This window comes from Novosphingobium sp. SG707 (assembly GCF_012275515.1).
In the GTDB taxonomy this organism is placed as follows: Bacteria; Pseudomonadota; Alphaproteobacteria; order Sphingomonadales; family Sphingomonadaceae; genus Novosphingobium.
The window spans coordinates 12865-38439 of sequence record NZ_JAAZQL010000003.1; the positions used below are offsets into that span (position 1 = coordinate 12865).

The following is a 25575-nucleotide window of genomic DNA, read 5'->3' on the forward strand; positions in this document are numbered from 1 at the left end:
TGGCGAAGTGCAGGCGCCCAAGCGGCGCCACCACGCGGGGGAGGCCGCTCCCATGCGCCTTTTTGCCCCGAAACGCGAGAGCAGGATGCAAAAAATTTGCGTGAAGGATGAATCTGGAAAAGGCGTCATCAATTTTACGCCATGCCGGGTCATCAAATGCTTGCCGCAGGCACACAGTCGTATCATGCTGATACCTGAGGCGTAAGGCGAGCGGGAGAACAAGCGCATGAGCACCACAACCGACAGTATCGAAGGCACCGGCACCAAGGCCCCCACCATCGATCCGCTGTCGAGCTTGATGATGCTCCCCTTCGAGGTGGCCAGCCAGACGATGGATCAATGGCTGAACCCCAAGACCGCGATTCCCGATGTGATGGAACAGGCCGGCGCCATGATGGATGCCGGATTGGCCGAAGGGGGCCCGGTGGTGAACGGCGAGGATGCCGCGCAATGGGCCGATGTGGCCGCGCGGATGCAGGCCAAATGGATGGAGTTTCAGACCCAGCAGGCGGGCAAGGCGATGTCGGGCCTGCTCTCGGGCGATCTGTTCAAGGCCGAACTGAACGGCCTCGCCTCGCTCTCGCCCGCGATGAACGAGATGCTGGCGCAATGGGGCCGACAGATCCCGCTGGTGCGGCCCGAAACCCAGCAAAAGCTGCTCTCTGACGGAATGAAGCTGTGGGAAGGCGTGCTGGCGCAATGGGGGCTGCATGCCGTGAAGGGCGAGGCGCAGAATGCCCCCCTGCCCCGCAGCGACCGCCGATTTGCCGATGCGGCATGGCGCGAGACGCCCTATTTCGCGCTGGTGCATCAGACCTATCTGTTGATGGCCGAACAGATCACGGCGATGGCCGATTCGGTCGAAGGGCTGGACGATGCCCGCAAGGAGCAATTGCGTTTCTATACCCGCACGATGATCGAGGCGCTCAGCCCCGACCATTTCGCGCTGACCAATCCGCTGGTGATGGAAAAGGCGATTGAGACGCGCGGCGAAAGTCTGGTCAAGGGGCTGGAGCATCTGCTCGAGGATATGAAGCGCGGGCAGTTGAGCCACACCAATCGCGACGCCTTCAAGGTGGGCGAGAATATCGCCGCCACGCCCGGCAAGGTCGTGCACCGCACCCCGTTTTACGAATTGATCCAATATTCGCCCAGCACCGAGAAGGTGATGGCAACGCCGCTGCTGATCTTTCCGCCCTGGATCAACCGGTTCTACATCCTTGATCTCAACGCGAAGAAGAGCTTCGTCAAATGGGCGGTGGATCAGGGCATCACGGTGTTTCTGGTCAGCTGGAAATCGGCCGATCCCAATGACCCCGACATGGATTGGGGCGCGGTGACATGGGACGATTATATCGGCGCCCAGATCGAGGCCATCGACGTGGTGCGCGAGCGGCTGAAGGTGCCCTCGGTTCACACCATCGGCTATTGCGTGGCGGGCACGACGCTGGCGGCTACACTGGCGGTGCTGGCGCGGCGGGGCGAGGCGGAGAAGGTGGCCAGCGCGACCTTCTTTACCGCGCAGGTCGATTTTGAAAAGGCGGGCGAGCTCAAGACCTTTATCGACGATCAGCAACTGGCCGCGATCGGCGCGCTGGCGCAGAACGGGGTGATCGACGGGCGCTATCTGGCCGCGACCTTCAATCTGCTGCGTTCGCAGGATCTGATCTGGAGCTATGTGACGCGCAATTACCTGCTGGGCGAGGATTATTCCGCCTTTGACCTGCTGTTCTGGAATGGCGACAGCACGAATCTGCCCGCAGGCTGGCATCAATCCTATTTGCGCGATCTCTATCGCGACAATCTGTTGGTTCAACCCGACGCGCTGAGCGGTTGCGGCACGCCCATCGACCTGTCGCGCATCACCACGCCCGCCTATATTCAGGCCGGGCGCGAGGATCATATCGCCCCGCCCGAAAGCGTGTGGCGTTTGAGCGGGCAGTTGAAGAACAGCCCGCATGTGTTTGTGCTGGCCGGATCAGGGCATATTGCGGGTGTGGTCAATCCGCCTGCGGCCCAAAAGTACCAGTTCTGGACCAATGACGAACCGGTCGAAAATCTGGCCGCTTTTGTCGCACAGGCGAAGGAAACGCCCGGCAGCTGGTGGAATCACTGGCTGGGCTGGTTGCAGGAACGGGCGCCCGAACAGGTGCCCGCCAAGGGCAAGCGCGTTCCGGGTGGACGAGGCGACAAGGTTCTGGGCGATGCCCCAGGCGAATATGTGAGGGCGCGATAGGAGGATCTGCAAACGCTCTTTTATGCTGCAAGTGCGAAATGCTGAATTTTCGCCCGCGAGCCTGATGAGCTTTTCGCGCCGCAAACCTATTACGAAAACGCCCTATTTGTTTGATTTTCACCAATCAGCAGCGAAATCCTCTCCGATCCGGGGGAATCATATGCTGCGCCGCACAAAAATCACTTGACTTCACGCGGCCGAATCGTCATTGTGCATCGCAACAAAGGTGAGGATCTCGGCAGGCCCGATCGCATCGGAAGCACTGGGATTATGCACCAATTCAACAGTCGGTTGAACGGGAAGCAGGTCCAATGAGCAAGAAGCCCACTACCAAGGCTACCATTCGCACCACGCGCGCGCCCTTTGTCAAGCGCGCCGCACCGTCGATCATTCCGCAAACCGCTGTTGAGGAATCGCCCGCCATCGAAACCCCCGCCGTTGAGCCGGAGGTCGAAATGACGCCCGCAGCCGAAACGGCCGCGCCGGTCGAAGAAGCGCCCGCTGCCGAGGAAGCGCCGGTTGAGGCCACCCCCGAGCCGGTTATCGAAGCGGCCGCTGTCGAAGCGCCCATCGAAGAAACCCCTGCCTCCGAACCCGAGGTCAAGATCGAGGCGCCGGTTGCGCCCGTCGAGGCCGAAGCACCGGTGGCCAAGCCCGTCCGCAAGCCTGCCCCACGCAAGGCCGCGACCAAGGCCGAACCCGTATCCCCCACCTCTCTTTCCGAGGTTGAAGCCCCCACCGTGGAGGTGAGCGCCCAAGCCCCGCTGTCGACCGAAAATGCCGCCCAGCCGCCGCGCTGGCCCAATGTCTTCGCCAAGGAGTTTGCCATGTCCACGTTCCCCAGCTTCGATTTCGCCGCCCCCTTCCAGACCGCTTTTTCCGAATTCCAGGAAAAGGCCAAGGCCGCCTATGAAAAGGGCAATTCGGTGTTTGGCGATTACAGCGAATTCGCCAAGGGCAACGTCGAAGCTCTGGTCGAATCGAGCAAGATCCTGGCCGCCGGCCTGCAGGAACTGACCTCGGCCTATGTGTCGGAAGGCCGCGCCGGTTTTGAAACGCTGACCGCCGAAGTCAAGGAACTGGCCGCTGCCAAGAGCCCGACCGACTTCCTCAAGCTGCAGAACGATCTGGCCAAGAAGCACTTTGACGACGCCGTTGCCGCCGCTTCGAAGCATTCCGAAGCGCTGGTCAAGCTGGCCAATGAAGCGGCTCAGCCGATCTCGACCCGCGTGACGCTGGCCGTGGAAAAGATCAAGGCGGCTGCCTGATCCATTGATGCGGGGCGGCCCCTGCCGCCCTTGCCTGCAAAGCCCGGCCATCCGCCCTCTCACCGGATGCCGGGCTTTTTGCCGCCTGCCGGGGCGATTTCCATTTGCGCCCGGCCAGATAATGCGGCAGCATCCGTCATGCCGACATAGATTTAAGTCGGAGGATGCAAGGGACTGCGCATAGAAGCGCTTGTCCTGCCCCCCTGATTCGCGGTATTTGGGCCGGATGATTCTCTCCCGTTCCCCTAACTCGGCCACATGTGGCTTGGCGGCCTCATGCATGGATGCGGCACATGACGACGGCGGCGATGCGCGGCCGGTCTTTGCCGGTGAGGATGGCGATCGCGGCGGTCAGGGACAGATCGGCCTTGCCACGCGCACCCGCGCCCGCCCCAAAAAGCCAAGCCAGTTCAAAGTCTTGATGCTGAATGACGATTACACCCCGATGGAATTCGTCGTCATGGTGCTCAAGCGCTTTTTCAACATGGATCTTGAACAGGCCACCCGCGTGATGCTGCATGTGCATCAGCGCGGCGTGGGCGTCTGCGGCATCTTTCCGTATGAGATCGCCGAGACAAAGGTGAATCAGGTGATGGATTGCGCAAGGCAAAACCAGCACCCGCTGCAATGCACTCTGGAAAAGGCCTGAAGACACAGGCCGGAGCCGATTTGCGGCGGGCGGCCTCACTCCCCCTTGCGCCGCGACGCTGCCCCGCTTAACTGAACCGCAAAGTCCGGGTTGGCGTGCCTGCGCGTCGGCCCGTCCGGCCCGCTGTGTGAAGAGAGCCCCCATCGCGTGAAATCCCGCCCGACCCTCCATCGCCAGGCCGCCGTCGCGGGGCGCGCATGAAATTCTTTACGGCGGCCGACCGCTACATCTTCCGGCTTGTGCTGATGCCGATGCTGGCGGTGTTCGTCATCGCGGCCTCGCTGCTGATGGTGGACAAGATGCTGCGCCTGTTCGAATTCGTCTCCACCGAGGGCGGACCGGTCAGCGTGGTGTTCAAGATGCTAGCCAACCTGATGCCCGAATATGCCAGTCTGGCGATCCCTCTGGGCCTGATGCTGGGGGTGCTGCTGGCGTTCCGCAAACTGGCCATGTCGAGCGAACTGGACGTGATGCGCGCGGTGGGGCTGTCTTATACGCGCCTGCTGCGGGTGCCTTTTATGATGGCGTTGCTGATGGCCGCGATCAATCTGATCATCGTCGGCTATGTTCAGCCAATGGCGCGCTACTATTATGAGCAGCTCGATTTCGAACTGCGCACCGGGGCGCTGGGCGCCTCGATCAAGGTAGGCGAATTCAACACGCTGAAAGACCGGATGAGCCTGCGCATCGAGCAGAGCCGCGAGGATGGCCACGAATTGCTGGGCATTTTCGCGCGCGTCACCGAGGCCAATGGCGAAGTCCTTTCGATCAGCGCCCGCCGGGGCCGCTTCCTCGCGCTTCAGGGCAATCTCGACACCGTGATCCTGCGCCTGACCGATGGCCAGATCGTGCAAAGCCCCAAGGGCCTTACCCCGCGCGTGCTCAGCTTCAGCACACATGACTTGCCCATCGATCTGCCCGCTCTTGAAAAATTCCGCAAGCGCGGTGGGCGCGAGCGCGAATATGTGCTGCCCGAACTGCTGAAAATCGGCTGGGACAAGGGCAGCAGCGAGCATGACAAGACCGTGGTCAAGGCCAGCCTCAACTATCGTCTGGTCGAGGTGGTGATGATCCTGATGCTGCCTTTGCTGGCGGTCGCGCTGGCGGTGCCGCCCAAGCGTTCGAGTTCTTCGCTGGGGGTGTTTGTCTCGATCGTGATGGTTGTGGCCTATCACAAGGTCAATGAATATGGGCAATCGGTGGCCGAACTGGGGCGGATTGATCCAGCCATCGCGTTATGGGTGCCGTTTGCCGTCTTTGCCGCGATGATCGGCTGGATGTATTACACGCTGGCCTATGTTCCGGGCGGACAGCCCATCGGCGCGCTCGAACGCTTTGCCGCCACGCTGGGCAAGTCGATCACCCGGATGCTGGACCGCACGGCCGCACAAAAAGGTGGCGCACAAAAGGGTAAGGCCGAGGCATGATGGACCTGTTCCCCTCGCGCACGCTCACGCTCTATTTGTCGCGCCTGTTCATCACGCGCATTCTGGGCGTGCTGGTGATGCTGGTGCTGGTGCTGCAGGTGCTCGATCTGCTGTCGGAAAGCGGCAATATTCTGGCCCATCCCGGCAATGGCCAGGCCCAGATCTGGCATTATGTCACTCTGCGCAGCCCCCAATTGGTGGCGCGTTTCCTGCCCTATTCGGTGCTGCTGGCCACACTGTTCACCTTCTTTCCGCTGAACCAGAACAGCGAGGTGATCGCGATGCGCGCCGCAGGGCTTTCCGCGCATCAGATCCTCGCGCCGATGCTGGCCACCGCGCTGGTTGTTTCGGGCGTCAGCTTTGCCTTCAACGAGATGGTCGTCACCCGCGTCACTGCCGATCTCAAGGCGTGGCAGAATGTGCAGTTCGGCGAAATTCCCGACGAACCGGCCGAGCGCACCAACCTCTATCTGGCCGATGGCAACAATATCATCGGCGCCGACACGATGAACGGCAGCGGCAAGGCGATTCGCCTGCACGGGGTCACATGGTATGAACGCAATCCGCAGGGCCTGATTACCCGCCGCGTGATTGCCCCGCTGGCCACCTATGCCGCTCCGGGCTGGCGTCTGGAAAAGCCGGAGAGCTTCGATGTGGCCAGCGCCGCGCTGACCCGCCCCGGCCCGATGGTGGTGGCCAAGGGCATCACCCCGGCCCAGATCGACATCACGCAGGCGGACGCCGACCGCATGAACCTGTTCCAATTGCACCGCACGATCGAAGCGCTGCGCGCGGGCGGACGGCGGACCTCGGATCTGGAAAGCAAATGGTGGCACAAGATTTCAGGGCCTTTGTCGGCGCTGCTGATGCCGCTGCTGGGTTCGGTGGCCGCCTTTGGTCTGGCGCGTTCGGGGCAATTGTTCATCCGCGCCATTCTGGGCATGGCGCTGGGCTTTACCTATTTCGTGGTCGACAATCTCAGCCTCGCGGTCGGCAATTTTGGCGGTTATCCGCCGCTGGTGGCGGCATGGGCGCCCTTTGTGCTGTTCCTGCTGGTGGGCGAAACCGTATTGGTGCGGACCGAGGAATAGGCCGGTCAAACGCGTTGGCATAAAACGCCCCACCCCCCGCTTTGCCCCGTTTATGCCCCAATTGCATGGTCTAGGGCGCGCAAGAGACGAGCGCGCCCTGCTTCCCCTAGATACAGGGGGCCTTGCCCCGTCCGCCTCCGACCTTTAAATATGCGCCAAGACTTTCGAGGAACCGATCACGTGGCCACCAACAACGCCGCACTGGACGAAGCCAAGCTGCCCTTCTGGAAGCGCTCGCACTATCTCGACCGCATGAATTTGCGCGATCTAGTGTTCGCCTATTTCCAGCATTACACGATCATCGCCTATATGGCGCTGGCCGTGGCGGGCTTTGCCGTGTTTGCATGGAACCCCACGGGCCTGTGGCGCGCGCTGGCCATTGTGGCGGCGGCGGCGGCGGTCTATCCGCTGGTCTGGCATCTGCTGCATCAATATATCCTGCACGGGCAATGGCCGTATAAGTTCAAATGGCTGGCGGGTACATGGAAGCGCATCCACTATGACCACCATCAGGACCCCAACCATCTGGAGGTGCTGTTTGGCGCGCTGCACACCACCGTGCCGACAATCTTTATCGCCACGGCCCCGGTGGGCGCGCTGATCGCTCCGGAAGGCGCGCGGATCGGCGGCGCGGCGCTGGCCTTTTCGATCGGCATCCTGACCACCTGCTATTATGAATTCATGCACTGCATCCAGCATCTGGCCTTCAAGCCGAAGTGGAAGTGGGTGCAGCACATGAAGCAGCGCCACAATGAGCACCACTATGTGGATGAGGACGGCAATTTCGGGATCACCAATTATTTCTGGGATCACGTGCTGGGCACCTATTACGAAAAGAAGGATCGCCCGGGCCGCAGCCCCACCGTGTTCAACCTTGGCTATACCGAGGAAGTGGCCAAGAAATACCCCTGGGTGAAGGATCTGTCGGGCGGCATCGCCAGCGACCATCCCCGTCGCCGCGCCATCGCCAATGCCAAGAAACTGGCCGCCGAGGCCAAGGCGCCGACCGAGGAACAGATCCTGGCCCACGCCGCCGAAGCGGTGGGCATGGACACCGAAGCCTGAAACACCGGCCCTGATACAAAGTTCATGATGCGAGGGCCTGACCGCCCTCGCATTTTTCTTTTATTCCCGGCGCGCCCCGCTACACATCGCCGCCATAGCCGCGCCACAAGCCACAGGGAGAACCGCCACATGACCGCCATCACCATCACGCCCGCCAATTCCAAGGCCGAGCGCGCGCAATGGGTGGATTATGTCTATGTGGCCAATGCGGGCGATCCCAATTTCGTGCCGCAATTGCGGATGGAAGAAATCGAGAAGGTGACGCCCGGCGGCAATCCTTTCCATGAACATGCCGATTGCCAATTGCTGCTGGCGCGGCGCGGCGGGCGGATCGTGGGCCGCATTGCCGCAATCGTCGACCATCAGGCCACCGGCATGCCCGTCGAACAGGGCATGGGCCCGGGCACCGGCAATTGGGGCGCGCTGGAGGCCGAGACGCAGGAAATCGCCCATATCCTGATCGCCAGCGCCGAGGACTGGCTGCGGGTCAAGGGCATGCACCGGGTGCTGGCGCCGATGAACCTGTCGGTGTGGGAAGAGCCGGGCCTGCTGGTCAAGGGCCACGACCATCCGCCCACGGTGATGATGGGCCACCAGAACGCCAAGTTCCAGCCCTGGATCGAGGCGGCCGGATACACGCCCGCCAAGATGCTCAACACCTATGAACTGGACATCACGCAGGAATTCCCGCCGCTGATCCAGCGCATCGTCAAATCGGGCGAGAAGAACCCGCGCATCAACATTCGCGGCGTCAATCTGAAGGAATTCGACAAGGAAGCCGCGATCATCCTCGACATCCTGAATGATGCGTGGAGCGACAATTGGGGCTTTGTTCCAATCACCGACAGCGAAGTGGCCTATACGGGCAAGAAGCTGAAGCCGCTGGTTAAATCCGATCTGGTGCAGATTGCCGAATATGATGGCGAACCGGTCGCCTTCATGATGACCCTGCCCGATATGAATGAAGTGTTGAAGAAGATCGGGCCCAAGCCCTCGCCGCTGGGCTGGATTCGCCTGTTGCTGTGGATCTGGCGCCCGCGCGTGCGCACGATGCGCGTGCCCTTGATGGGCGTGCGCAAGCGGCTGCAATCGAGCCGCATGGCCAGCCAGCTCGCCTTTATGATGATCGAATATATCCGCCGCAATTCGGTGGCCAATTATGGCGCCAGCCGGGGCGAAATCGGCTGGATCCTTGATGACAATCAGGGGATGAATTCGATCGCGCGTGAAATCCATTCCACCGTGAACAAGGAATATCAGATCTATCAAAAGGATCTGTGAGAGGTCTTTGGGGGTTGCTGCCTTGGCCCGCCCCTTTTCCCCACCCATAAATTAGAAGGCCCTTGCTCTGGGGGGAGCAAGGGCCTTCACGGGATCGCGTCACCGCCGCGCTAGGACGGGAGGGGGGTCTGCAACGGTGACATAGGGGAAACGCAGGTCTCAAAATTTGGTTCCCGTATTTTTGAAAATTATTTTCGTCATGGCGCAAATGATCGCAATTGCTAAGGTGCAAGGCCGTCCGATCCGCTCTATGTATCGGAAAAGGCGGGCGCCTGCCGCTGGTTGAGGGTCAATATGCCTTTGGGAACTGAAATCGCATCGCATTTGCCCTTTCTGCGGCGCTATGCCCGCGCGCTGACCGGGGATCAGCAAGCCGGCGATGGTCTGGTGCGCCGCCTGCTGGAAATGGCGCTGGCCGAACCGGAATTGCGCGCGCGGTTGAGCGGGGGACGCCTGCCGCTTTATCGCGCCTTCTCCGACCTGTTCGCCGCGCAGGAAACGCCCCGCTCCTCCACGTCGCGCGCGCCCGCCGATCTGCGGCTTGGCCGGATCGCCCCGCTGGCCCGTCAGGCGCTGCTGCTCACCACGGTCGAGGATTTCAACACCACGCAGGCCGCCCATATTCTCGACCTGTCAGTGGAGGAGACCGCCGATCTGGCGCGCGGCGCAGTGGCCGATATCGCCCGCGACAGCGCCACCAGCGTGCTGGTGATCGAGGATGAGCCGCTGATCGCGATGCAGCTCGAAACGCTGGTCACCAGCATGGGCCACAGCATTTTCGGCACCGCCGCCACGCGCGCGCAGGCGCAAAAACTGATGGCAAAGGGCGTGCCCGGTCTGGTGCTGGCCGATATTCAACTGGCCGACGGGTCATCCGGGCTGGATGCGGTGGCCGATCTGCTGGCGGTGGCCGATGTGCCGGTGATCTTCATCACCGCCTTTCCCGAAAGGCTGCTGACCGGCGACGGGCCGGAGCCGACCTGGCTGATCACCAAGCCCTTCCGCGAGGATTCCGTGCAGGCCGCCATGGCGCAGGCGCTGTTTTTCCGTCAGAGCTGATCGGCGCCTTCCGCCCGTTTGGCCCGCATCTTGAACATGGCGGGCGGGCGCAAGGGCAGCAGCATCTCGCAGCGCACCCCGTTGCGGGCAAAGACCAGCTCGAACCGCTCGCCCAATTCGTGGGCGAGGATTCGCTCGATCAGCTCGGTGCCAAAGCCGCGCGGGCGCGCTTCGGGCACAGGCGGCCCGCCGCTTTCCGCCCAGCGCACCCGCACCCGGTCCGTGCCGAACAGCGCCCAGCGGATCGACACCCGCGCGCCCTCCACCGAGAGCGCCCCATATTTGCTGGCATTGGTGGCCAGTTCATGCATCGCCAGCCCCAGCGAAAGCGCATCATTGGGCGCCAGTTCGACATCGGGCCCTTCGAGCAGCACGGTGTCCCCCCGCGCATAGGGGGCCAGTTCCGCCTCGACCACGCCGCGCAAGGGTGTCGTGCCCCAATTGCTGGCAATCAGCAGATCATGCGTGGCCGAGAGCGCGCGGATGCGCCCTTCCAGCGCATCGGCAAATTCATTGAGCGCGGGCGAAGTCGGATCGCTGCCCCGCCGCCGGGTCAGGGCGATGATCGAGAGCACATTGGCCAGCGTGTTCTTGACCCGGTGGTTCAATTCGCGGCTCAACACCCCCCGGATCGAGGCCTGTTCGCGCAGCCATGCCAGCGAGGCGCGATCCTCGGAGGCCTGCCGCGCGACCAGCCAGGCCATGCCCCCCAGCAGCCCCGCCACCACCGAACCCAGCGCCAGCGTGATGATCGCCACCTTGGACAGGCCGGGCGCGGCCGGGGCGCTGACCACCAGCACCATCGGGCGATGGGCCACCATCACCGGAACCTGTACCGGTCCGTCGCTGCCCCCCGGCGGCCCCACCTGCGCCAGCAGACGATCGGGCCGCACAGCGCCGTCATAGAGCGAAACGGAAAAATCCGTCACCGGCTCCAGCTCGATCACCGATTGCAAAAAGACCTGGGCATTGAAAGGCGCGCCCAGAACGCCGCGCATCCGCCCCGTCGCTTTGTCGAACAGCGGCATATAGATGAGGAACCCAGGCCATGCGGGCCGCCCGCGATCCATGGCCAGCCGGATCGGCCCGGTGGCGATGGGCCGTTTCTCGCGCTCGGCCCGGTCGATCGCGGTGCGACGCTGGATTTCGGAATACATGTCATAGCCATAGGACAGGCGGCGGCGCGGCGTGGGGTCGCCCAGATAGGTGACGGGCGTGAGCATCCGCGCGCCCGGCGCCGGGGCGGGATGGACGGTGTAATTCGCCATCCCTTCGGCGCGGCGCGCGGCTTCAAAGGCGGGGATCTGAGCGGGGGTAATCGCCTCGGCCCAACTGATACCTTCGGAGCCGCGATATTCTTCGTCGCCCGACAATTCCTGCGACAGGGCGATGAATTCGGCCTGCGTCATACCCCGGCGCTTTTCCAGCAACAGGGCCGCCGCGCGCAGATAGGCGGTATGCGCATTGACCCGCCGCCCCAGCGAAGCGCCCACCACGCTGGCCGCAGCGCGGGCCTGCTGCTGACGCTGGCGGTATTCGGTGCGTTCGGTGGTATAGGCGTAAACCAGGCTGGCCAGCATCGCCAGCGCAAAACCCGCTATCGGCAGGGCGCGCGGCATGCGTTCATACCACCCCTGCGCGCCTACCTTGTCTGCAATAATGCGATCCAAAACGCGCCCCTTACCCCGCCAATTGTGCCACTTTGCAACGCCATCATGCAACAAACGGTTGCGCGTGGGAACCAAGCTGGGCAAGCTTCGTTCCCGTCCCTGCAAGTTTATGCGGGATTGGCGGATTGGGCGGGGGCGCTCAAATTGGGCAGATTGATGTGAATCGCGAGCAAAAGCCACGCAGTGCTGATTTATCGGGCGATATTGTTGCCGGATCGCCCGTTCCGGGCGAGATGGGGGCGAAACCCGAGGCCGGGCATGAAACCGGAAATACCGAACGCAAGGACGGCGGCATGGACGAGGCGCCGCCGTGGGCTGCTCCCTTGCGCGACATGTATCAACAGGTGGTCGAAGAGCCGCTGCCCGATTTCCTGTCCGATCTGCTGTCCCGGCTCGACCGCGACGCCGAATGAGCAAGGTCGAAGCCCAGCCGCCGGATTTCAAGCGAGAGCTGACGCAGGTCGTGCCGCATCTGCGCGCCTTTGCGCGCGGGCTTTGCGGGCGGCCCGATCTGGCCGACGATCTGGTGCAGGACACGCTGCTGCGCGCATGGGCCGCGCGCGACCGCTTTGTGCCGGGCACCTCGATCCGGGCCTGGACCTTCACGATCCTGCGCAATGCATGGTTTACCGAAATGCGGCGCAACCGCTTTCGCGCCGACTATGACGAAACCGTCGCCGACCGTATCCTGACCTCGCCCGCGGGGCAGGAAGCGCCGCTGCATCTGGCCGATCTGTCACGGGCCTTGATGGAACTGCCCGCTGAAAGACGCGAAGCGCTGCTGCTGGTGGGCGCGGGCGGCTTTTCCTATGAGGAAGCGGCTGCGATCTGCGGCTGCGCAGTGGGCACGATCAAGAGCCGGGTGGGCCGAGGCCGCGCGCAATTGACCGCGATGATCGAGGAAGGCCGCATCCCCACGCGCGGCAATGCCAGCGAGAGCAGCCAGGCGCTGATGGCCGAACTCGACCGGATTACGCCCAAGGATTAATCCTGACGCCCGGCCCTGTCCACGCTGCTGGTCACGGCCACATCCATGAACACATTGCCCAGCGTGCGCATCAGATCGGGCAACATCTCGACCGCCACCAACAGCGCCAGCGGTCCTACCGGCACGCCCATGGCAATCGCCACCGGGCCGATGGACAGCACAAAGCTGATCGATCCGGGCAGCGATGGCGTACCAAGTTCCGTCAACGCCGCCACCGCGATCCCCGCCAGCATCGCCGAAACGCCCAGCGGCGTCCCGGTCAGATGCGCGACATAGACCACCACCGCCAGATTCATCGCCGGCCCCGTGGCGCGGAACAGCGCCACACACAAAGGCAGGCTGAATTCCGCGCTGGACGAACGAATGCCAAGGCGCGAACAGGCCGACAGCATCGCGGGCAGGCTGGCCAGCGAGCTTTGCGTCGAGGCCGCCACCACCGACACCGGCAGCATCGAGCGCAAATATTGCCCCAGCGCCAACCGCCCCGCCACCACCGCAATCACCGGCGCGGCCAGCAGCACCAAGCCGCCAATCCCCGCCACCAGCGTGACATAATGCGCCAGCGCCCCCAGCGCCGCCGTCCCGGTCTTCACCGCCAACCCCAGCGCCAGCGCAAACACGCCGATGGGCGCAATCGACAAAACCCAGCCGATCATCACCATCATAATGCCCGCCAACGCCTCAAAGAAGCCGATCATGTGGCGGCGCGGCCCTTCGGGCAATTTGCCCATGGCCAGCGCGAAAATGGCAAAGAACACCACCACCGGCAGCATCTCTCCCCCCGCCGCCGCCGTCGCGATATTGGAGGGCAGCACCGCCAGCAGAAATTCCGACAGACCCGGCACCGGCCCTGCACTTTGCGCCGTGCTGCCCGCAAGAGCGCCCGCCGCCGCGCCAGGGATCGGCCACATGTCCAGCCACAGCGGCATGACCACCACGGCCACCGCGCCGCTGACCAGATAGAAGCCCAGGATCCAGAAGATCGCCCGCCGCGCCATGGCCCCCGCCCGCGCCGCCGCCGCCGTCTGTACCAGACCCAGCACCAGCAACGCCACCACCAGCGGCAGGATCGTCATCTGCAAACCCTTGAGCCACAAGGTGCCAAGCGGTTCGATCACCCGCACCACCGGCAAGGCCGCAGGAAAGCGTGACAGCACCAGCCCGCACACCAGCCCCGCCCCCAGCGCCACCAACGCGCCCAGCGAGGCCACCCGGATCTCCGGCAGGTTGAAACCGCCCTTTTCCGCCTGCTCAACCTGATCCGTCAACGAATGCCCCTGTGGTTTACCATTGCCCGCCTTACCATTGTTTGCGTGACATTAACTTCGCCGCGTCACATAGCAAGGCAAGCTGCGCGTGCCATGCCCGGAACAGCATGAGCGATGCGCAAAAAGACGGATCGGTTTGAGGGCAAACGAATGGGACGACAGTTTTTCGGCACCGATGGCATTCGCGGACGGACCAATGCCGGGGTGATGACCGCCGAAATCGCGATGAAGGTGGGTCAGGCCGCGGGCACGCATTTCCTGCGCGGCAAGCATCGCCATCGCGTCGTGATCGGCAAGGATACGCGGCTTTCGGGCTATATGCTGGAAAACGCGATGGTGGCCGGGTTCACCAGCGTGGGCATGGATGTGGTGCTGCTCGGCCCGATGCCGACGCCCGCCGTGGCGCTGTTGACGCGCGAATTGCGCGCGGACGTGGGTGTGATGATCTCGGCCAGCCATAACCCCTACGAGGACAATGGCATCAAGCTGTTCGGCCCCGATGGGTTCAAGCTCTCGGACGAGGATGAGCTGGCCATCGAATCGATGCTGGGTCAGGCGCTGCCTCTGGCCGACAGCCCCCAGATCGGGCGGGCGCGGCGCATCGAGGACGCGCGCGGGCGCTATATCCACGCGGTCAAGGGTTCGGTGCCGCATAACATCCGCCTTGATGGGCTGAAGATCGTGGTCGATTGCGCCAATGGCGCGGCCTATCAGGTGGCCCCTTCGGCGGTCTGGGAATTGGGCGCGGAGGTGATTGCGGTGGGCGTCACGCCCAACGGCAAGAATATCAACGACAAATGCGGCTCTACCCACCTTGATCTGATCAAGGAAACCGTGGTCGCCTCGGGCGCGGACATCGGCATTGCACTGGACGGCGATGCCGACCGGCTGATCGTGGTCGATGAAATGGGCCAGACGGTCGATGGCGACCAGTTGATGGCGCTGATCGGCACGCAATTGCACCAGCGCGGCGAATTGCGCGGCGGGGGCGTAGTGGCCACGGTGATGTCGAACCTTGGGCTGGAGCGTTACCTGAACGCGCAAGGACTGAACCTCGAACGCACCAAGGTGGGCGACCGCTATGTGCTGGAGCGCATGAAGGAAGGCGGATTCAATGTCGGCGGCGAACAGTCGGGCCATATGATCATGCTCGACCATGGCACGACCGGCGATGGCACCGTGGCCGCGCTTCAGGTGCTGGTCGCGCTGGTGCAATCGGGCAAGAAGGCGAGCGAATTGCTCCACCTGTTCGACCCCGTGCCGCAATTGCTGAAAAACATGCGCTTCTCGGGCGGCAAGCCGCTGGAGGCGGACAGCGTGAAAAAGGTGATCGCGGACGCCGAGGCGCAGCTTGCCGGGCGCGGGCGGCTGGTGATCCGGCCTTCGGGCACTGAACCTGTTATCCGCGTGATGGCCGAGGGCGATGATGCGGCCGAGGTCGAGCAGGTGGTGGATGCCATTTGCGATGCGGTAAAGGCGGCGGTTTAACGTAAGTTTGCCTCCGGCGGGCAAAGGGACTCGATCCCTTTGCAATCCCGTTATGGGGTGGCGCATGGCCTGCCGAGGAGCGCATCTGCGTAGCGGTTTATTAAAGCCTGCGGCGCGGCAGAGTTGCGCTGTGGTTGAACCTGTGACGCAACAATGACAGTAATGGGAGCGCGAGGGTCTAGACCCTCGCATTTCATCTTTTCTTGGAAAAACCCTCATGCTCGAAATGCGCCCCGATTGCGAAAAATGCGGTCAAGACCTGCCCGCCGAGGCCCCCGGCGCCTTTATCTGCTCGTTTGAATGCACGTTTTGCGCGGAATGCAGCGAGGAACTGGACGATCTTTGCCCCAATTGCGACGGCGAACTGATGGACCGCCCCACCCGCGCGAAGAAGCACCATGCCAAGAACCCGCCCTCGACGGTGCGGCATTACAAGGGATGACGCCTGCCCGGATTCTGACGATTGCCGGATCGGATTGCAGCGGGGGCGCTGGGCTTCAGGCGGATCTGAAAACCATCACCATGCTGGGCGGCTATGGCATGAGCGCGATCACCGCGATAACCGCCCAGAACACGCGGGGCGTCTTTGCGGTCGAACCGCTTTCGCCCGAAATGGTGGCGGCGCAAATCAACGCCTGCCTTGATGACATCGGCGTCGATGCGGTCAAGATCGGTATGCTGGGCAGCGCGGCGATTACGCATATCGTGGCCGACCGGCTGGAGAGGATTGCCGCGCCCGTGGTGTTCGATCCGGTGATGGTGGCGACCAGCGGGGGCCTCCTGGCCGATGCGGATACCGTGGCGGCGTTTGACCGGATGATGGCGCTGGCGGCGCTCACCACGCCCAACCTGCCCGAACTGGAGGCGCTGGGCGGTGAGGCAGTGATAAGGGCCAAGACGCAAGCCTTGCTGATAAAAGGCGGTCATGGCGAGGGAGCGGTGATCGAAAACCGCCTGATCTCCCCCCATGGCGAGCACATTTTCACCAGCGAGCGCATCGACACGCGCCACACCCATGGCACCGGCTGCACTCTGGCCAGCGCGATCGCCACCGGGCTGGGACAAGGCATGGCATTGCCCGAGGCCGTCAAACGCGCGGGCGATTTCGTCCATGCCGCCCTGCTGGCCGCGCCGGGTTTCGGCGCGGGCCATGGGCCCCTTGGACATCAAGCGGTCAGGCTCTGATCATTCGGCAAATTTGGGGAAACAGTCGATCCCGTAATAGCCCGTGATGTGTTCCCACGCATCCTCGGCGGTTTCGACCGGCGTGAACAGTTCCAGATCGCGCCGGTTGACCACGCCTTCCTCGACCAGAGCCTCGAAATTGACCACCCGGTTCCAGAATTCGGCGCCGAACAGCAGGATGGGGATCGGCTTCATCTTGCCGGTCTGGATCAGGGTGAGCAGTTCGAAAAATTCATCGAATGTGCCGAACCCGCCCGGAAACACCGCCACCGCCCGCGCGCGCAGCAGGAAATGCATCTTGCGCAGGGCGAAATAGTGGAACTGGAACGCCAGACGCGGCGTGACATAGGGATTGGGCGCCTGTTCATGGGGCAGCACGATATTGAGCCCGATGGTCTCGGCCCCGACCTCGGATGCGCCGCGATTGGCCGCCTCCATGATCGAGGGGCCGCCGCCCGAACAGATCACGAATTGGCGCATACCCTTTTCGACAATCGCACATTGACTGGCGATGCGGGCCAGTTTGCGCGCCTCGTCATAATAGCGGGCATTGGCAACCAGCCGCTCGGCAATCGCCTTTTCCTCGGGTGTGTTGGCGGCCGCGAGGCGCTCTTCCACCTTTTCCGGGGCGGGAATACGCGCCGAGCCATAGCATACCAACGTCGAGCCGATGCCCGCCTCGTCGAGCAGCATTTCGGTTTTCAGCAGTTCGAGCTGAAAGCGAACCGGGCGCAATTCCTCGCGCAGCAAAAATTCAGTGTCGCGAAAAGCCAGCTTGTAGCTGGCGCTCTGCGTCTGGGCGGTGCGGGTTTCGTGTTTTTCGACAAAGCCGGCTTCCTGCTCGGCCTTATAAAAACGACGGGACAGACGTTTTTCTTCTTCAGTCATATTTTGCTCTTATACGTTCCAATTGACCTTTTTAGCGCAAAAGAGTGAATGGGCAATGACCGAGAGAGCCTTGGGAATCAGGCGGTAAGCAAGCACTCCGGGGACACCCTTAGGGGCTACCCTTGTATTTATATAAAAATTTTATATCCGTTCATATTCAATTCAGCGCCCCCCGTGCTTGGAGCAAACTCGAAGAGCTGGGCGTGCTAGGGGCTGATAGGGATTGGCGGCACGATGCAGGCGAGGAATAAAAGTGACGGATAATCAAGCGGTTGGCACGCTTACGGTCAAGAATCAGCTTGGCCTTTTGCTCAAGGCGGTGCTGGCAGTGGGGGCGGTTGCGCTTCTGGTGCTGGCCTATCGCCATTTCACGTATAAGGAGCCGGTGGCGCCTGCGCCCCTGCCCGAAGGCATTGTCGAAATGTCGCCATCGCAAATGGCCACGCTCAAGGTCGAGGCCGTGGGCGGGGGCGACGGCTGGCTGCAGACCGCCGCCACCGGTATGATCGCGGTGGATGAAACCCATGCCACGCCGATTTTCCTGCCCTATTCGGGGCAAGTCACGCAGGTGATGGTTCAGCAGGGCGCCACGGTGGTTCAGGGCCAGCCTCTGCTGACCTTGCGCACCAGCGACGTGGTGGACGCGCGCAACGCGCTGTTCGGCGCGGCCGCCGCCCGCTCGAGCGCTTTTGCCGCAGCCAAGCTGGCCGAGGAAAACCTCAAGCGCCAGGAACAGATCTATCGCACCGCCGGTGGCGCGCTGCGTGATTATGAACAGGCTCGTAACGATGCCGTCGCCGCCCAGGCCGCGCTGCGCAGCGCCGAGGCCACGCTGGGCGCCGCGCGCGACAAGCTGGAAATCTATGGTAAGAGCCAGGGCGAAATCGCCCGCCTCGAAGGCGCGCATGAGGTCAACGGCTATCACCCCGAAACCACATTCCGCGCGCCCATCGGCGGGGTCATCGTCAACCGCGCCGTCAGCCCGGGCCAGTTCGTTCAGGTGGGCGGCACCACGCCGGTGCTGACGATCGCCAATCCGGGCCAGGTGTGGCTGGTGGCGCAACTGGCCGAAAGCGACGCGCCCCATGTGCATATGGGCGACCGGGTGGACGTGACCGTCTCGGCCTTCCCCGGCCGCGTGTTTCAGGCCGTGGTCGACAATATCGCCAGCGCGCTTGATCCGCAAAGCCACCGCCTGCCGGTGCGCGCGACGATCGCCAATCCGGACGGGGCGCTCAAGCCGCAGATGTTCGCCAATTTCACCATCCGCCATCAGGACGCCGCCCCCATCAACGGCCGCCCGGTGATGTCGGTGCCCGCACAGGCCGTGATCCGCGAAAATGACACTGCCCGCGTGTGGATCCAGATTTCGCCCAACCGTTTCCGCTGTATCGATGTCACGCTGGGCGAAAGCCATAATGGCCGGGTCGATGTGACCTCTGGTCTCAAGGGCGGCGAAAAGGTCGTCACCACCGGCGCGATCTTTGTGAACGAAGCGGGATTCGGCGCGTGAACAGTCTTGTCCGTTTTGCGCTGCGTTCGCGCATGCTGGTCATGGGGCTGCTGGCAGGGATGCTGGCGGCCGGTGGCATTGCCTTTTACAACCTGAACATCGAGGCCTATCCCGACCCGGTTCCGCCGATGGTGGAAATCATCACCCAGTCCCCCGGCTCCAGCGCCGAGGAGATGGAGCGCGGCGTCACGATTCCCATCGAGGTGCAGCTGGCGGGCCTGCCGCATATGACGGCGATCCGCACCATCAGCCTGTTCGGCCTGTCCGACGTGAAGGTGCAGTTCACCTACGATTTCACCTTTGAACAGGCCCAGCAGCAGGTGATCAACCGCCTGTCGCAGCTTGGCCCCCTGCCCGGCGGCGTCTCGCCCGAACTTTCGCCCACCAGCCCGATCGGCGAAATCTATCGCTATCGCATCAAGGCGCCCAAGGGCTATTCGGTGATGGATCTGAAAACGCTCCAGAACTGGATTCTGGAACGCCGCTTCAAGGCCATTCCGGGCGTGATCGACGTCACCGGCTGGGGCGGTAAGGAGCGCGCCTATGAGGTGGTGGTCGATTCGGCCAAGCTGACCGCGCATCAGACCAGCGTTGCCGCCGTGATCGCGGCGCTGGGCAAGGGCGACAGCAATGTCGGCGGCCAGACGATCAACTTTGGTCCGCAGGCCGCCATTGTGCGCGGCGTGGCGCTGATCCAGTCGCCCAGCCAGATCGAGAACACGCTGGTCACCAACAATGCGGGCGTGCCGGTCTATATCCGCGATGTCGCCAGCGTTCAGGTCGGCAACCAGCCGCGCTTTGGCGTGGCGGGCCTTGGCAATGAGGACGATATCGTCGAGGGCATCGTGCTGATGCGTCGCGGTTCGCAATCCATGCCCACGATCAACGCGGTCAAGGAAGAGGTCGAAAAGATCAATTCGGGCGGCATCCTGCCTCCGGGCGTGACGCTGGTGTCGAATTATGACCGGTCGAAGCTGATCGATGTCACCACGCATACCGTGATGGAAAATCTGGTGGTCGGCATCCTGCTGATCTTTGCGCTGCAATGGGGCCTGCTGGGCAATCTGCGCAGCGCGATCATCGTGGCCACCACCATTCCCTTCGCGCTGGCCTTTGCGGTGCTGATCCTGACGCTTCAGGGCGAGAGCGCCAACCTGCTTTCGGTGGGCGCGCTCGACTTCGGCCTTGTGGTGGACGCCACGGTCATCATGGTAGAAAATATCTTCCGCCATATGGTCGAACGATCCGAGCATGTGGAACGGGGCGAAGGGCATTTCTCCTTCGCCAGCCGCCTTGGCTCGATCCTTCATGCCAGCAGCGAGGTCAGCCGGGGCATTTTCTTTGCCGCCGCGATCATCATCGCCTCCTTCCTGCCGCTCTTCACCCTGACGGGCGTGGAAGGCCATATTTTCGGCCCGATGGCCAAGACCTATGCCTATGCCATCGCGGGCGGGTTGATCGCCACGTTCACGGTGGCGCCGGTGATGTCGGCGCTGCTGCTGCCGGATAAATTGTCCGAGGTGGAAACCTTCATCGTCCAGCGCCTGCGCCGGGTGTACGAACCGGCCTCCAGCTTTGCGCTGGCCAATCCGGTGGTGACGATCGGCGGCGGATTGCTGCTGTTTGGCGCGGCGATGGTGGGGGTGCGCTCGCTGGGCGTCGAATTCCTGCCGCATCTCGAAGAAGGCAACCTGTTCATCCGCGGCGAATTGCCGACATCGATCTCGCTGGAGGCGGGCCTGCCCACCACCAATGCGATCCGCCGCCGCATCGCCTCCTATCCCGAAACGCAGAATGTGCTTTCAACGCAGGGTCGCCCCGATGACGGCACCGACCCGACGGGCTTCTTCAACGCCGAATTCTTTGTGCCGCTGAAGCCGCAGAAGGAATGGCCTTCGGGCATGGACAAGGACAAGCTCGTTGCACAAATGAGCAAGGATCTGGCCGAGCATTTCCCCGGCGTCGATTTCTCCTTCTCGCAAATCATCGAGGATAACGTGGCCGAGGCGGCCAGCGGGGTGAAGGGCGCCAATTCGGTCAAGCTGTTCGGCCCCGATCTGGAAACGCTGCAAAAGATCGCCAACCAGATCAAGGATGAGATGGCCAAGGTTCAGGGCATTGCCGACCTCGGCGTGTTCCAGTCGCTGGGCCAGCCCACGGTGCGCATCGATGTCGACCGCGAAAAGGCGGGCCGCTATGGCCTGACCCCCGATGACATCAACCAGACCGTGGCGGCCGCTGTGGGGGGCTCCTCGCCGGGCGAATTGTACGAACCGCACACCGACCGGCACTTCCCGATCATCGTGCGTTTCCGCCCCGAACAGCGCGACAGCATCGACACGATCAGCCACATCACCGTGGCCACGCCCAATGCCAGCGGCGGCGTGACGCAGGTTCCCCTGTCCGAGGTGGCCAGCATCCGCCTCGTTTCGGGTGCCAGCTTCATCTATCGCGAGCACCAGACCCGCTATGTCCCGATCAAGTTCAGCGTGCGCGACCGCGACCTGGGCAGCGCCGTGGCCGAGGCGCAGGCCCGCATCGCCCAGAAGATCACCCTGCCGCCGGGCTATAGTCTGGAATGGGCGGGCGAAATGTCGAACCTGAAGAATGCCGTGGCGCGTCTGGAAATCGTCGTGCCGATCAGCCTGCTGATCATCTTCGCGCTGCTGTTTGCCAATTTCGGCAATCTGCGCGACGCCTGCCTCGCGCTCTCGTCCATCCCGATGGCGATCATCGGGGGTGTTCTGGCTCTGGTGTTGACGGGAACCTCCTTCTCGATTTCGGCCGCCATCGGCTTTGTCGCGCTGTTCGGCATTGCGGTGATGGACGGGATTTTGGTGGTCAACAATTTCAACACCGCGCTCAATGAAGGGCAAAGCCGCGAGGAAGCCTTGCAGACCACCACGAAGAATTCGCTGCGTCCGGTGGTGATGACCTGTCTGGTGGCGGCCATCGGCCTGCTGCCTGCCGCCGTTGCCACGGGCATCGGTTCGCAGGTGCAAAAGCCGCTGGCGCTGGTGGTCGTGGGCGGCATGACGCTGGCCCCGGTGCTGATCCTGCTGGTGCTGCCGCTGCTGATCGGGCGCTATTCCAAGCATGTGCCCAACAAGTTCGCCGTGGCCCATGGCAAGGATGAGCGCGATCTGCCCCATCATCATGAGGGAGAAACGGCATGAGCATGACCGCCCTTTTGCTGGCCGCAACGGTTCCCGCACTGCCTTTGCCTCCGACGCCGGCGGGCAACGCGCCCGCCTCGGTGCTGAGCGCCCCGGTGGCGCCCGAGGGCGGCCCGGCGCAGGCCATTGCCGTGGGGGCCCCGGTCCCCGCGCAATGGTGGCGCGAATTCGGCAATGACGCGCTCAATGCGTTGGTCGAACGCAGCCTGAGCGCCAATCCCGACATTGCCGCGGCCGACGCCACCCTGCGTCAGGCGCAGGAACTGGCGCGCGCCTCGGTAGGCGGGCTGCTGCCCCAGGTCGATGCGGGCTATCAGGCGAGTCGCGCGCGGACCAGCAACACGATCGCACCGGTTCTGGCTGATCAGAATGTGTTGCTCTATACCCTCCACACCGCGCAGGTCAGCCTGTCCTGGTCGCCCGATGTGTTCGGCGGCGGGCGGGCGCGGGTGCGCTCGGCGCAGGCAGCGGCGCGGGCGCAGGCGGCAAGGGCCGATGCGGCGCGCTCGATGGTTGTGGCCAATCTGGTGCAGTCGGCGATCCAATATGCCGCGCTGGGCGAGGAGATCGACGCGACCCGCGATGCCGTCACCGCCTATCGCGATGTGCTGGCGCTGATCAAGCTGCGCCAGAAGATCGGCGCGGTGGGGGCTTCGGACGTCGCGGCGCAGGAAACCGCGCTGGCCGCGATCGAGGGGCAATTGCCGGGGCTGGAGCGCGCGCGCAAGGCGCAGGAGGCCCAGATCGCCGTGCTGATCGGCGTGGCGCCGGGTTCGCCTTTGCCGCCCGTGCCGCGCATGGATGAACTGACCCTGCCCGCGCAATTGCCCTTGAGCCTGCCCGCGCAGGTGGTCGCCCATCGCCCCGATGTGCGCAGCGCCGCCGCGATCATGGAAGGCGCCTCGGCCGATGCCAAGGCCGCCGTGGCCGCCCGTCTGCCCTCCTTTACGCTCAGCGCGCAATATGGCGGCACGGCCAACACATTTGCCGACATGTTCGCAACCGGCAATCCGTTCTGGACGCTGCTGGGCGGGGTGTCGGCGCCGATCTTCCATGCCGGATCGCTGCTGCACCAAAGCCACGCAGCCAAGGCCGCGCTGGAGGCCGCGCAGGCGCAGTATCGCTCGACCGCGCTTCAGGCCTTTGCCGATGTCTCGAACGCGCTGACCGCAATCAAGACCGATGGCGATGCGCTGGCCGCCGCCGACCGGGGCAACCGCGCCTCGGCCGACAGTCTGAACTTTACCCGCCGCCAATATGAACTGGGCGCGGTCGGCACCTTCACCCTGCTGCCGGTTCTGGCCGCCCGGGCCGAGGCGCGCAGCACATGGGTGCAGGCCCGCGCGGCGCGGCTGGTCGATACGGTGGCGCTCTACCAATCGCTGGGCGGCGGAACCGGCCAGAAATAATACGAAGGGGCGCCCGGCCAAGGCGCCCCTTTTCTTTTCAGCAACACGAAATGGCTTTGTCCCGCAACAAAGCGCGCCTATGTCCGCGCCTTATGACGACGGGGGCGAACACGGGACTTTGGCGCGGCGAAGCGCTGGCCACGCTGCGACTGGCGGTGCCATTGGCGGCGGCCAACCTATTGCAAATGGCGGTTTATGCCATTGACGTGATCTTTGTGGCGCGGCTGGGCCAGACCCCGCTGGCTGCCTCTTCCCTCTCGGTCAGCCTGTTCGGCCTGCTGGCGTGGAGCCTGTCGGGCCTGACGGGCGCGGTCTCGGCGCTGGTGGCGGCGGAACTGGGCGCGCGCAATCATGCGGTGCGTTCGGTGCGGCGATCGACGCGGATGGGCCTGTGGCTGGCGGTGGGTACGGGCGCGCTGGCCATGGTGCTATGCAGTTTCGGGCGCGAGATCCTGCTGCTGACCGGACAGGCGCGCGAAGTGGCCGATCTGTCAGGCGGGTTCCTGCATGTGCTGAAATGGGCGATGGTGCCGATGCTGATCGCCAATGTGCTGCGCTCGGTGGTCTCGGCGCTGGGGCGGCCGGTGTTTGCCACTTTCATCACAGCGCTGGCCATCGCGGTCAATGCGGCGGGCAATTATGCGCTGGTGTTCGGCCATTGGGGCATGCCCGCGCTGGGCCTGCAAGGGTCGGCGCTGTCCAGCGTCATTACGGGCTGCGTGACGGCGCTGGCCTATACGGGGACGATTTTCGCCAATCGGCGGCTGCGGCGGCATTATCTGTTCGGCCATCTCTGGCGCCCCGATTGGCAGCGCCTGCGCGAGATCGTGGCGATCGGTGCGCCGATCTTCTTTCAGGTGCTGGCCGAGGCGGGTCTGTTTGGCGCCGCCGCTTTCCTGATGGGCCGCATTGGTGAGGCGGAGCTGGCCGCGCATACGGTGGCCTTGCAGATTGCCGCCTTCACGTTCCAGATCCCGATGGGCATCGGTCAGGCCGCGACCATCCGCGTGGGATACCATTACGGCGCGGGCGACCGGGCGGCGATGGGGCGCGCGGGCTGGGCCTCGCTGCAGATTGGCCTGTGCATCGCGCTGTTCTCCTCCTCGCTGATGGTGATTGCCCCGCGCCTGCTGCTCTCGGCCTATATTGACGTGAATGCGGCCGAGCGCGCGGTGATGGTGGCGCTGGCGGTGCGCTATCTGGTGGTGGCCGCCGCGTTTCAGTTGGTCGATGCCACGCAGGTCATTCTGGCGGGGGCGCTGCGCGGGCTGCAGGACACCAAGGTGCCGATGGCGATTGCCCTGCTGGGCTATTGGGTGCCGGGATTTGGGGTTTCGGTGATGCTGGGTCTGGGCACGGGGCTGCGGGGGTTTGGCGTGTGGATCGGGCTTGCCACCGGCCTTGCCGTGGTGGCAGTGATGCTGCTGTGGCGCTGGAACCGGCGCGAGGCGCTGGGGCTGGTCCAGACGCGGGCCTGAAATTTTTTGGGTCCTGAATTTTTTTGTCCAAGGGTGCCTTGACGCCCTCTGACCCCGCACCCATATCCGGAGCGTTGGCACTCTCAGGGTGGGAGTGCCAAGAAGCATTTTCAACTTGAGAGAGGTAACACTCCCATGTCGTTCCGTCCTCTGCACGACCGCGTGCTGGTCCGCCGCGTCGAAGCCGAAGAAAAGACCGCCGGTGGCATCATCATCCCCGACAGCGCCAAGGAAAAGCCTGCTGAAGGCATCATCGTTTCGGTGGGCTCGGGCGCCCGCAACGAAGCCGGCGTTGTGACCCCGCTGGAAGTCAAGGCGGGCGACCGCGTGCTGTTCGGCAAGTGGTCGGGCACCGAAGTCAAGGTCGCGGGCGAAGACCTGCTGATCATGAAGGAAAGCGATATCCTCGGCATCATCGGCTGAGTTGATACGCATC

The 25575-nt window shown here is 63.6% G+C and carries 21 protein-coding genes; 18 read left to right on the forward strand and 3 right to left on the reverse strand.

Going from position 1 to position 25575, the window contains the following annotated elements:
• Positions 1–391 precede the first annotated feature (391 nt).
• The 8 genes from FHW92_RS08795 (at position 392) to FHW92_RS08830 (ending at position 10076) form a co-directional block, all read left to right on the forward strand.
• The gene (locus FHW92_RS08795; protein WP_246870084.1) at positions 392–2236 is read left to right on the forward strand and encodes an alpha/beta fold hydrolase; all 1845 of its coding nucleotides are present in this window, start codon (positions 392–394) and stop codon (positions 2234–2236) included.
• A gap of 311 nt (positions 2237–2547) precedes the next feature.
• Positions 2548–3504, forward strand: coding sequence for a phasin family protein (gene phaP / locus FHW92_RS08800; protein ID WP_246870036.1), 957 nt, complete (start codon positions 2548–2550; stop codon positions 3502–3504).
• 280 nt (positions 3505–3784) lie between these two features.
• Positions 3785–4153 (forward strand): ATP-dependent Clp protease adapter ClpS, encoded by a 369-nt coding sequence (clpS, locus tag FHW92_RS08805; RefSeq protein ID WP_210428431.1) that lies wholly within the window; start codon positions 3785–3787, stop codon positions 4151–4153.
• 197 nt (positions 4154–4350) lie between these two features.
• On the forward strand, positions 4351–5580 hold the full coding sequence (gene lptF / locus FHW92_RS08810; RefSeq protein WP_168602916.1) for an LPS export ABC transporter permease LptF: 1230 nt from the start codon (positions 4351–4353) through the stop codon (positions 5578–5580).
• Positions 5577–6671, forward strand: coding sequence for an LPS export ABC transporter permease LptG (lptG, locus tag FHW92_RS08815; RefSeq protein ID WP_168602917.1), 1095 nt, complete (start codon positions 5577–5579; stop codon positions 6669–6671). Before lptF ends, lptG begins: the two co-directional genes overlap by 4 nt.
• A 180-nt stretch (positions 6672–6851) precedes the next feature.
• Positions 6852–7736: a sterol desaturase family protein gene (locus FHW92_RS08820; RefSeq protein ID WP_292693104.1), complete on the forward strand. Its 885-nt coding sequence runs from the start codon at positions 6852–6854 to the stop codon at positions 7734–7736.
• 129 nt (positions 7737–7865) lie between these two features.
• On the forward strand, positions 7866–9017 hold the full coding sequence (locus FHW92_RS08825; protein WP_168602919.1) for an N-acetyltransferase: 1152 nt from the start codon (positions 7866–7868) through the stop codon (positions 9015–9017).
• Positions 9018–9311: 294 nt separating this feature from the next.
• On the forward strand, positions 9312–10076 hold the full coding sequence (locus tag FHW92_RS08830) for a response regulator (protein ID WP_168602920.1): 765 nt from the start codon (positions 9312–9314) through the stop codon (positions 10074–10076).
• Here FHW92_RS08830 and FHW92_RS26045 read toward each other — a convergent pair.
• A complete protein-coding gene (locus FHW92_RS26045) occupies positions 10067–11746 on the reverse strand; it encodes a CHASE domain-containing protein (protein WP_168602921.1) in 1680 nt (559 codons plus the stop codon). The two genes, FHW92_RS08830 and FHW92_RS26045, sit on opposite strands and share 10 nt — an antisense overlap.
• 158 nt (positions 11747–11904) lie before the next feature.
• On the opposite strand from FHW92_RS26045, the gene FHW92_RS26205 reads away from it, so the two are divergent.
• Positions 11905–12159 (forward strand): NepR family anti-sigma factor, encoded by a 255-nt coding sequence (locus tag FHW92_RS26205; RefSeq protein WP_349237660.1) that lies wholly within the window; start codon positions 11905–11907, stop codon positions 12157–12159.
• Positions 12156–12734, forward strand: a complete 579-nt coding sequence (locus FHW92_RS08845) for a sigma-70 family RNA polymerase sigma factor (RefSeq protein WP_168602922.1) — start codon at positions 12156–12158, stop codon at positions 12732–12734. Before FHW92_RS26205 ends, FHW92_RS08845 begins: the two co-directional genes overlap by 4 nt.
• Here the strand turns inward: FHW92_RS08845 and FHW92_RS08850 are convergent.
• A complete protein-coding gene (locus FHW92_RS08850; protein WP_246870037.1) occupies positions 12731–14002 on the reverse strand; it encodes a cation:dicarboxylase symporter family transporter in 1272 nt (423 codons plus the stop codon). The two genes, FHW92_RS08845 and FHW92_RS08850, sit on opposite strands and share 4 nt — an antisense overlap.
• A gap of 150 nt (positions 14003–14152) precedes the next feature.
• Here FHW92_RS08850 and glmM point away from each other — a divergent pair, with 150 nt between their 5' ends.
• From glmM to thiD, 3 genes are all read left to right on the forward strand, one after another.
• Complete coding sequence (glmM, locus tag FHW92_RS08855) at positions 14153–15490, forward strand: phosphoglucosamine mutase (protein WP_168602923.1); 1338 nt, start codon at positions 14153–14155, stop codon at positions 15488–15490.
• Between the two features lie 217 nt (positions 15491–15707).
• Positions 15708–15932: a DUF1272 domain-containing protein gene (locus FHW92_RS08860; protein ID WP_168602924.1), complete on the forward strand. Its 225-nt coding sequence runs from the start codon at positions 15708–15710 to the stop codon at positions 15930–15932.
• Positions 15929–16675, forward strand: coding sequence for a bifunctional hydroxymethylpyrimidine kinase/phosphomethylpyrimidine kinase (gene thiD, locus FHW92_RS08865; RefSeq protein ID WP_168602925.1), 747 nt, complete (start codon positions 15929–15931; stop codon positions 16673–16675). Before FHW92_RS08860 ends, thiD begins: the two co-directional genes overlap by 4 nt.
• On the opposite strand, the gene FHW92_RS08870 is transcribed toward thiD, so the two are convergent.
• Positions 16676–17563 (reverse strand): TIGR00730 family Rossman fold protein, encoded by an 888-nt coding sequence (locus FHW92_RS08870; protein WP_168602926.1) that lies wholly within the window; start codon positions 17561–17563, stop codon positions 16676–16678.
• Between the two features lie 253 nt (positions 17564–17816).
• On the opposite strand from FHW92_RS08870, the gene FHW92_RS08875 reads away from it, so the two are divergent.
• The 5 genes from FHW92_RS08875 (at position 17817) to FHW92_RS08895 (ending at position 25562) form a co-directional block, all read left to right on the forward strand.
• Positions 17817–19076, forward strand: coding sequence for an efflux RND transporter periplasmic adaptor subunit (locus tag FHW92_RS08875; RefSeq protein WP_168602927.1), 1260 nt, complete (start codon positions 17817–17819; stop codon positions 19074–19076).
• Positions 19073–22252, forward strand: coding sequence for a CusA/CzcA family heavy metal efflux RND transporter (locus FHW92_RS08880; protein WP_168602928.1), 3180 nt, complete (start codon positions 19073–19075; stop codon positions 22250–22252). The genes FHW92_RS08875 and FHW92_RS08880 overlap by 4 nt, the downstream gene beginning before the upstream one ends.
• Positions 22249–23661, forward strand: coding sequence for an efflux transporter outer membrane subunit (locus FHW92_RS08885; RefSeq protein WP_168602929.1), 1413 nt, complete (start codon positions 22249–22251; stop codon positions 23659–23661). Before FHW92_RS08880 ends, FHW92_RS08885 begins: the two co-directional genes overlap by 4 nt.
• 92 nt (positions 23662–23753) lie before the next feature.
• On the forward strand, positions 23754–25139 hold the full coding sequence (locus FHW92_RS08890; protein WP_168602930.1) for an MATE family efflux transporter: 1386 nt from the start codon (positions 23754–23756) through the stop codon (positions 25137–25139).
• A 135-nt stretch (positions 25140–25274) separates the two neighbouring features.
• The gene (locus FHW92_RS08895; RefSeq protein WP_168602931.1) at positions 25275–25562 is read left to right on the forward strand and encodes a co-chaperone GroES; all 288 of its coding nucleotides are present in this window, start codon (positions 25275–25277) and stop codon (positions 25560–25562) included.
• Positions 25563–25575: the final 13 nt, after the last annotated feature.

Excerpts from the sequence above, each read along its gene's own strand:
- FHW92_RS08795 (WP_246870084.1), top strand. The coding sequence starts at position 392 with ATGATGGATGCCGGATTGGCCGAAGGGGGCCCGGTGGTGAACGGCGAG.
- phaP (WP_246870036.1), top strand. The coding sequence starts at position 2,548 with ATGAGCAAGAAGCCCACTACCAAGGCTACCATTCGCACCACGCGCGCG.
- clpS (WP_210428431.1), top strand. The coding sequence starts at position 3,785 with ATGGATGCGGCACATGACGACGGCGGCGATGCGCGGCCGGTCTTTGCC.
- lptF (WP_168602916.1), top strand. The coding sequence starts at position 4,351 with ATGAAATTCTTTACGGCGGCCGACCGCTACATCTTCCGGCTTGTGCTG.
- lptG (WP_168602917.1), top strand. The coding sequence starts at position 5,577 with ATGATGGACCTGTTCCCCTCGCGCACGCTCACGCTCTATTTGTCGCGC.
- FHW92_RS08825 (WP_168602919.1), top strand. The coding sequence starts at position 7,866 with ATGACCGCCATCACCATCACGCCCGCCAATTCCAAGGCCGAGCGCGCG.
- FHW92_RS08830 (WP_168602920.1), top strand. The coding sequence starts at position 9,312 with ATGCCTTTGGGAACTGAAATCGCATCGCATTTGCCCTTTCTGCGGCGC.
- FHW92_RS08845 (WP_168602922.1), top strand. The coding sequence starts at position 12,156 with ATGAGCAAGGTCGAAGCCCAGCCGCCGGATTTCAAGCGAGAGCTGACG.
- glmM (WP_168602923.1), top strand. The coding sequence starts at position 14,153 with ATGGGACGACAGTTTTTCGGCACCGATGGCATTCGCGGACGGACCAAT.
- FHW92_RS08860 (WP_168602924.1), top strand. The coding sequence starts at position 15,708 with ATGCTCGAAATGCGCCCCGATTGCGAAAAATGCGGTCAAGACCTGCCC.
- thiD (WP_168602925.1), top strand. The coding sequence starts at position 15,929 with ATGACGCCTGCCCGGATTCTGACGATTGCCGGATCGGATTGCAGCGGG.
- FHW92_RS08870 (WP_168602926.1), bottom strand. The coding sequence starts at position 17,563 with ATGACTGAAGAAGAAAAACGTCTGTCCCGTCGTTTTTATAAGGCCGAG.
- FHW92_RS08885 (WP_168602929.1), top strand. The coding sequence starts at position 22,249 with ATGAGCATGACCGCCCTTTTGCTGGCCGCAACGGTTCCCGCACTGCCT.
- FHW92_RS08890 (WP_168602930.1), top strand. The coding sequence starts at position 23,754 with ATGACGACGGGGGCGAACACGGGACTTTGGCGCGGCGAAGCGCTGGCC.
- FHW92_RS08895 (WP_168602931.1), top strand. The coding sequence starts at position 25,275 with ATGTCGTTCCGTCCTCTGCACGACCGCGTGCTGGTCCGCCGCGTCGAA.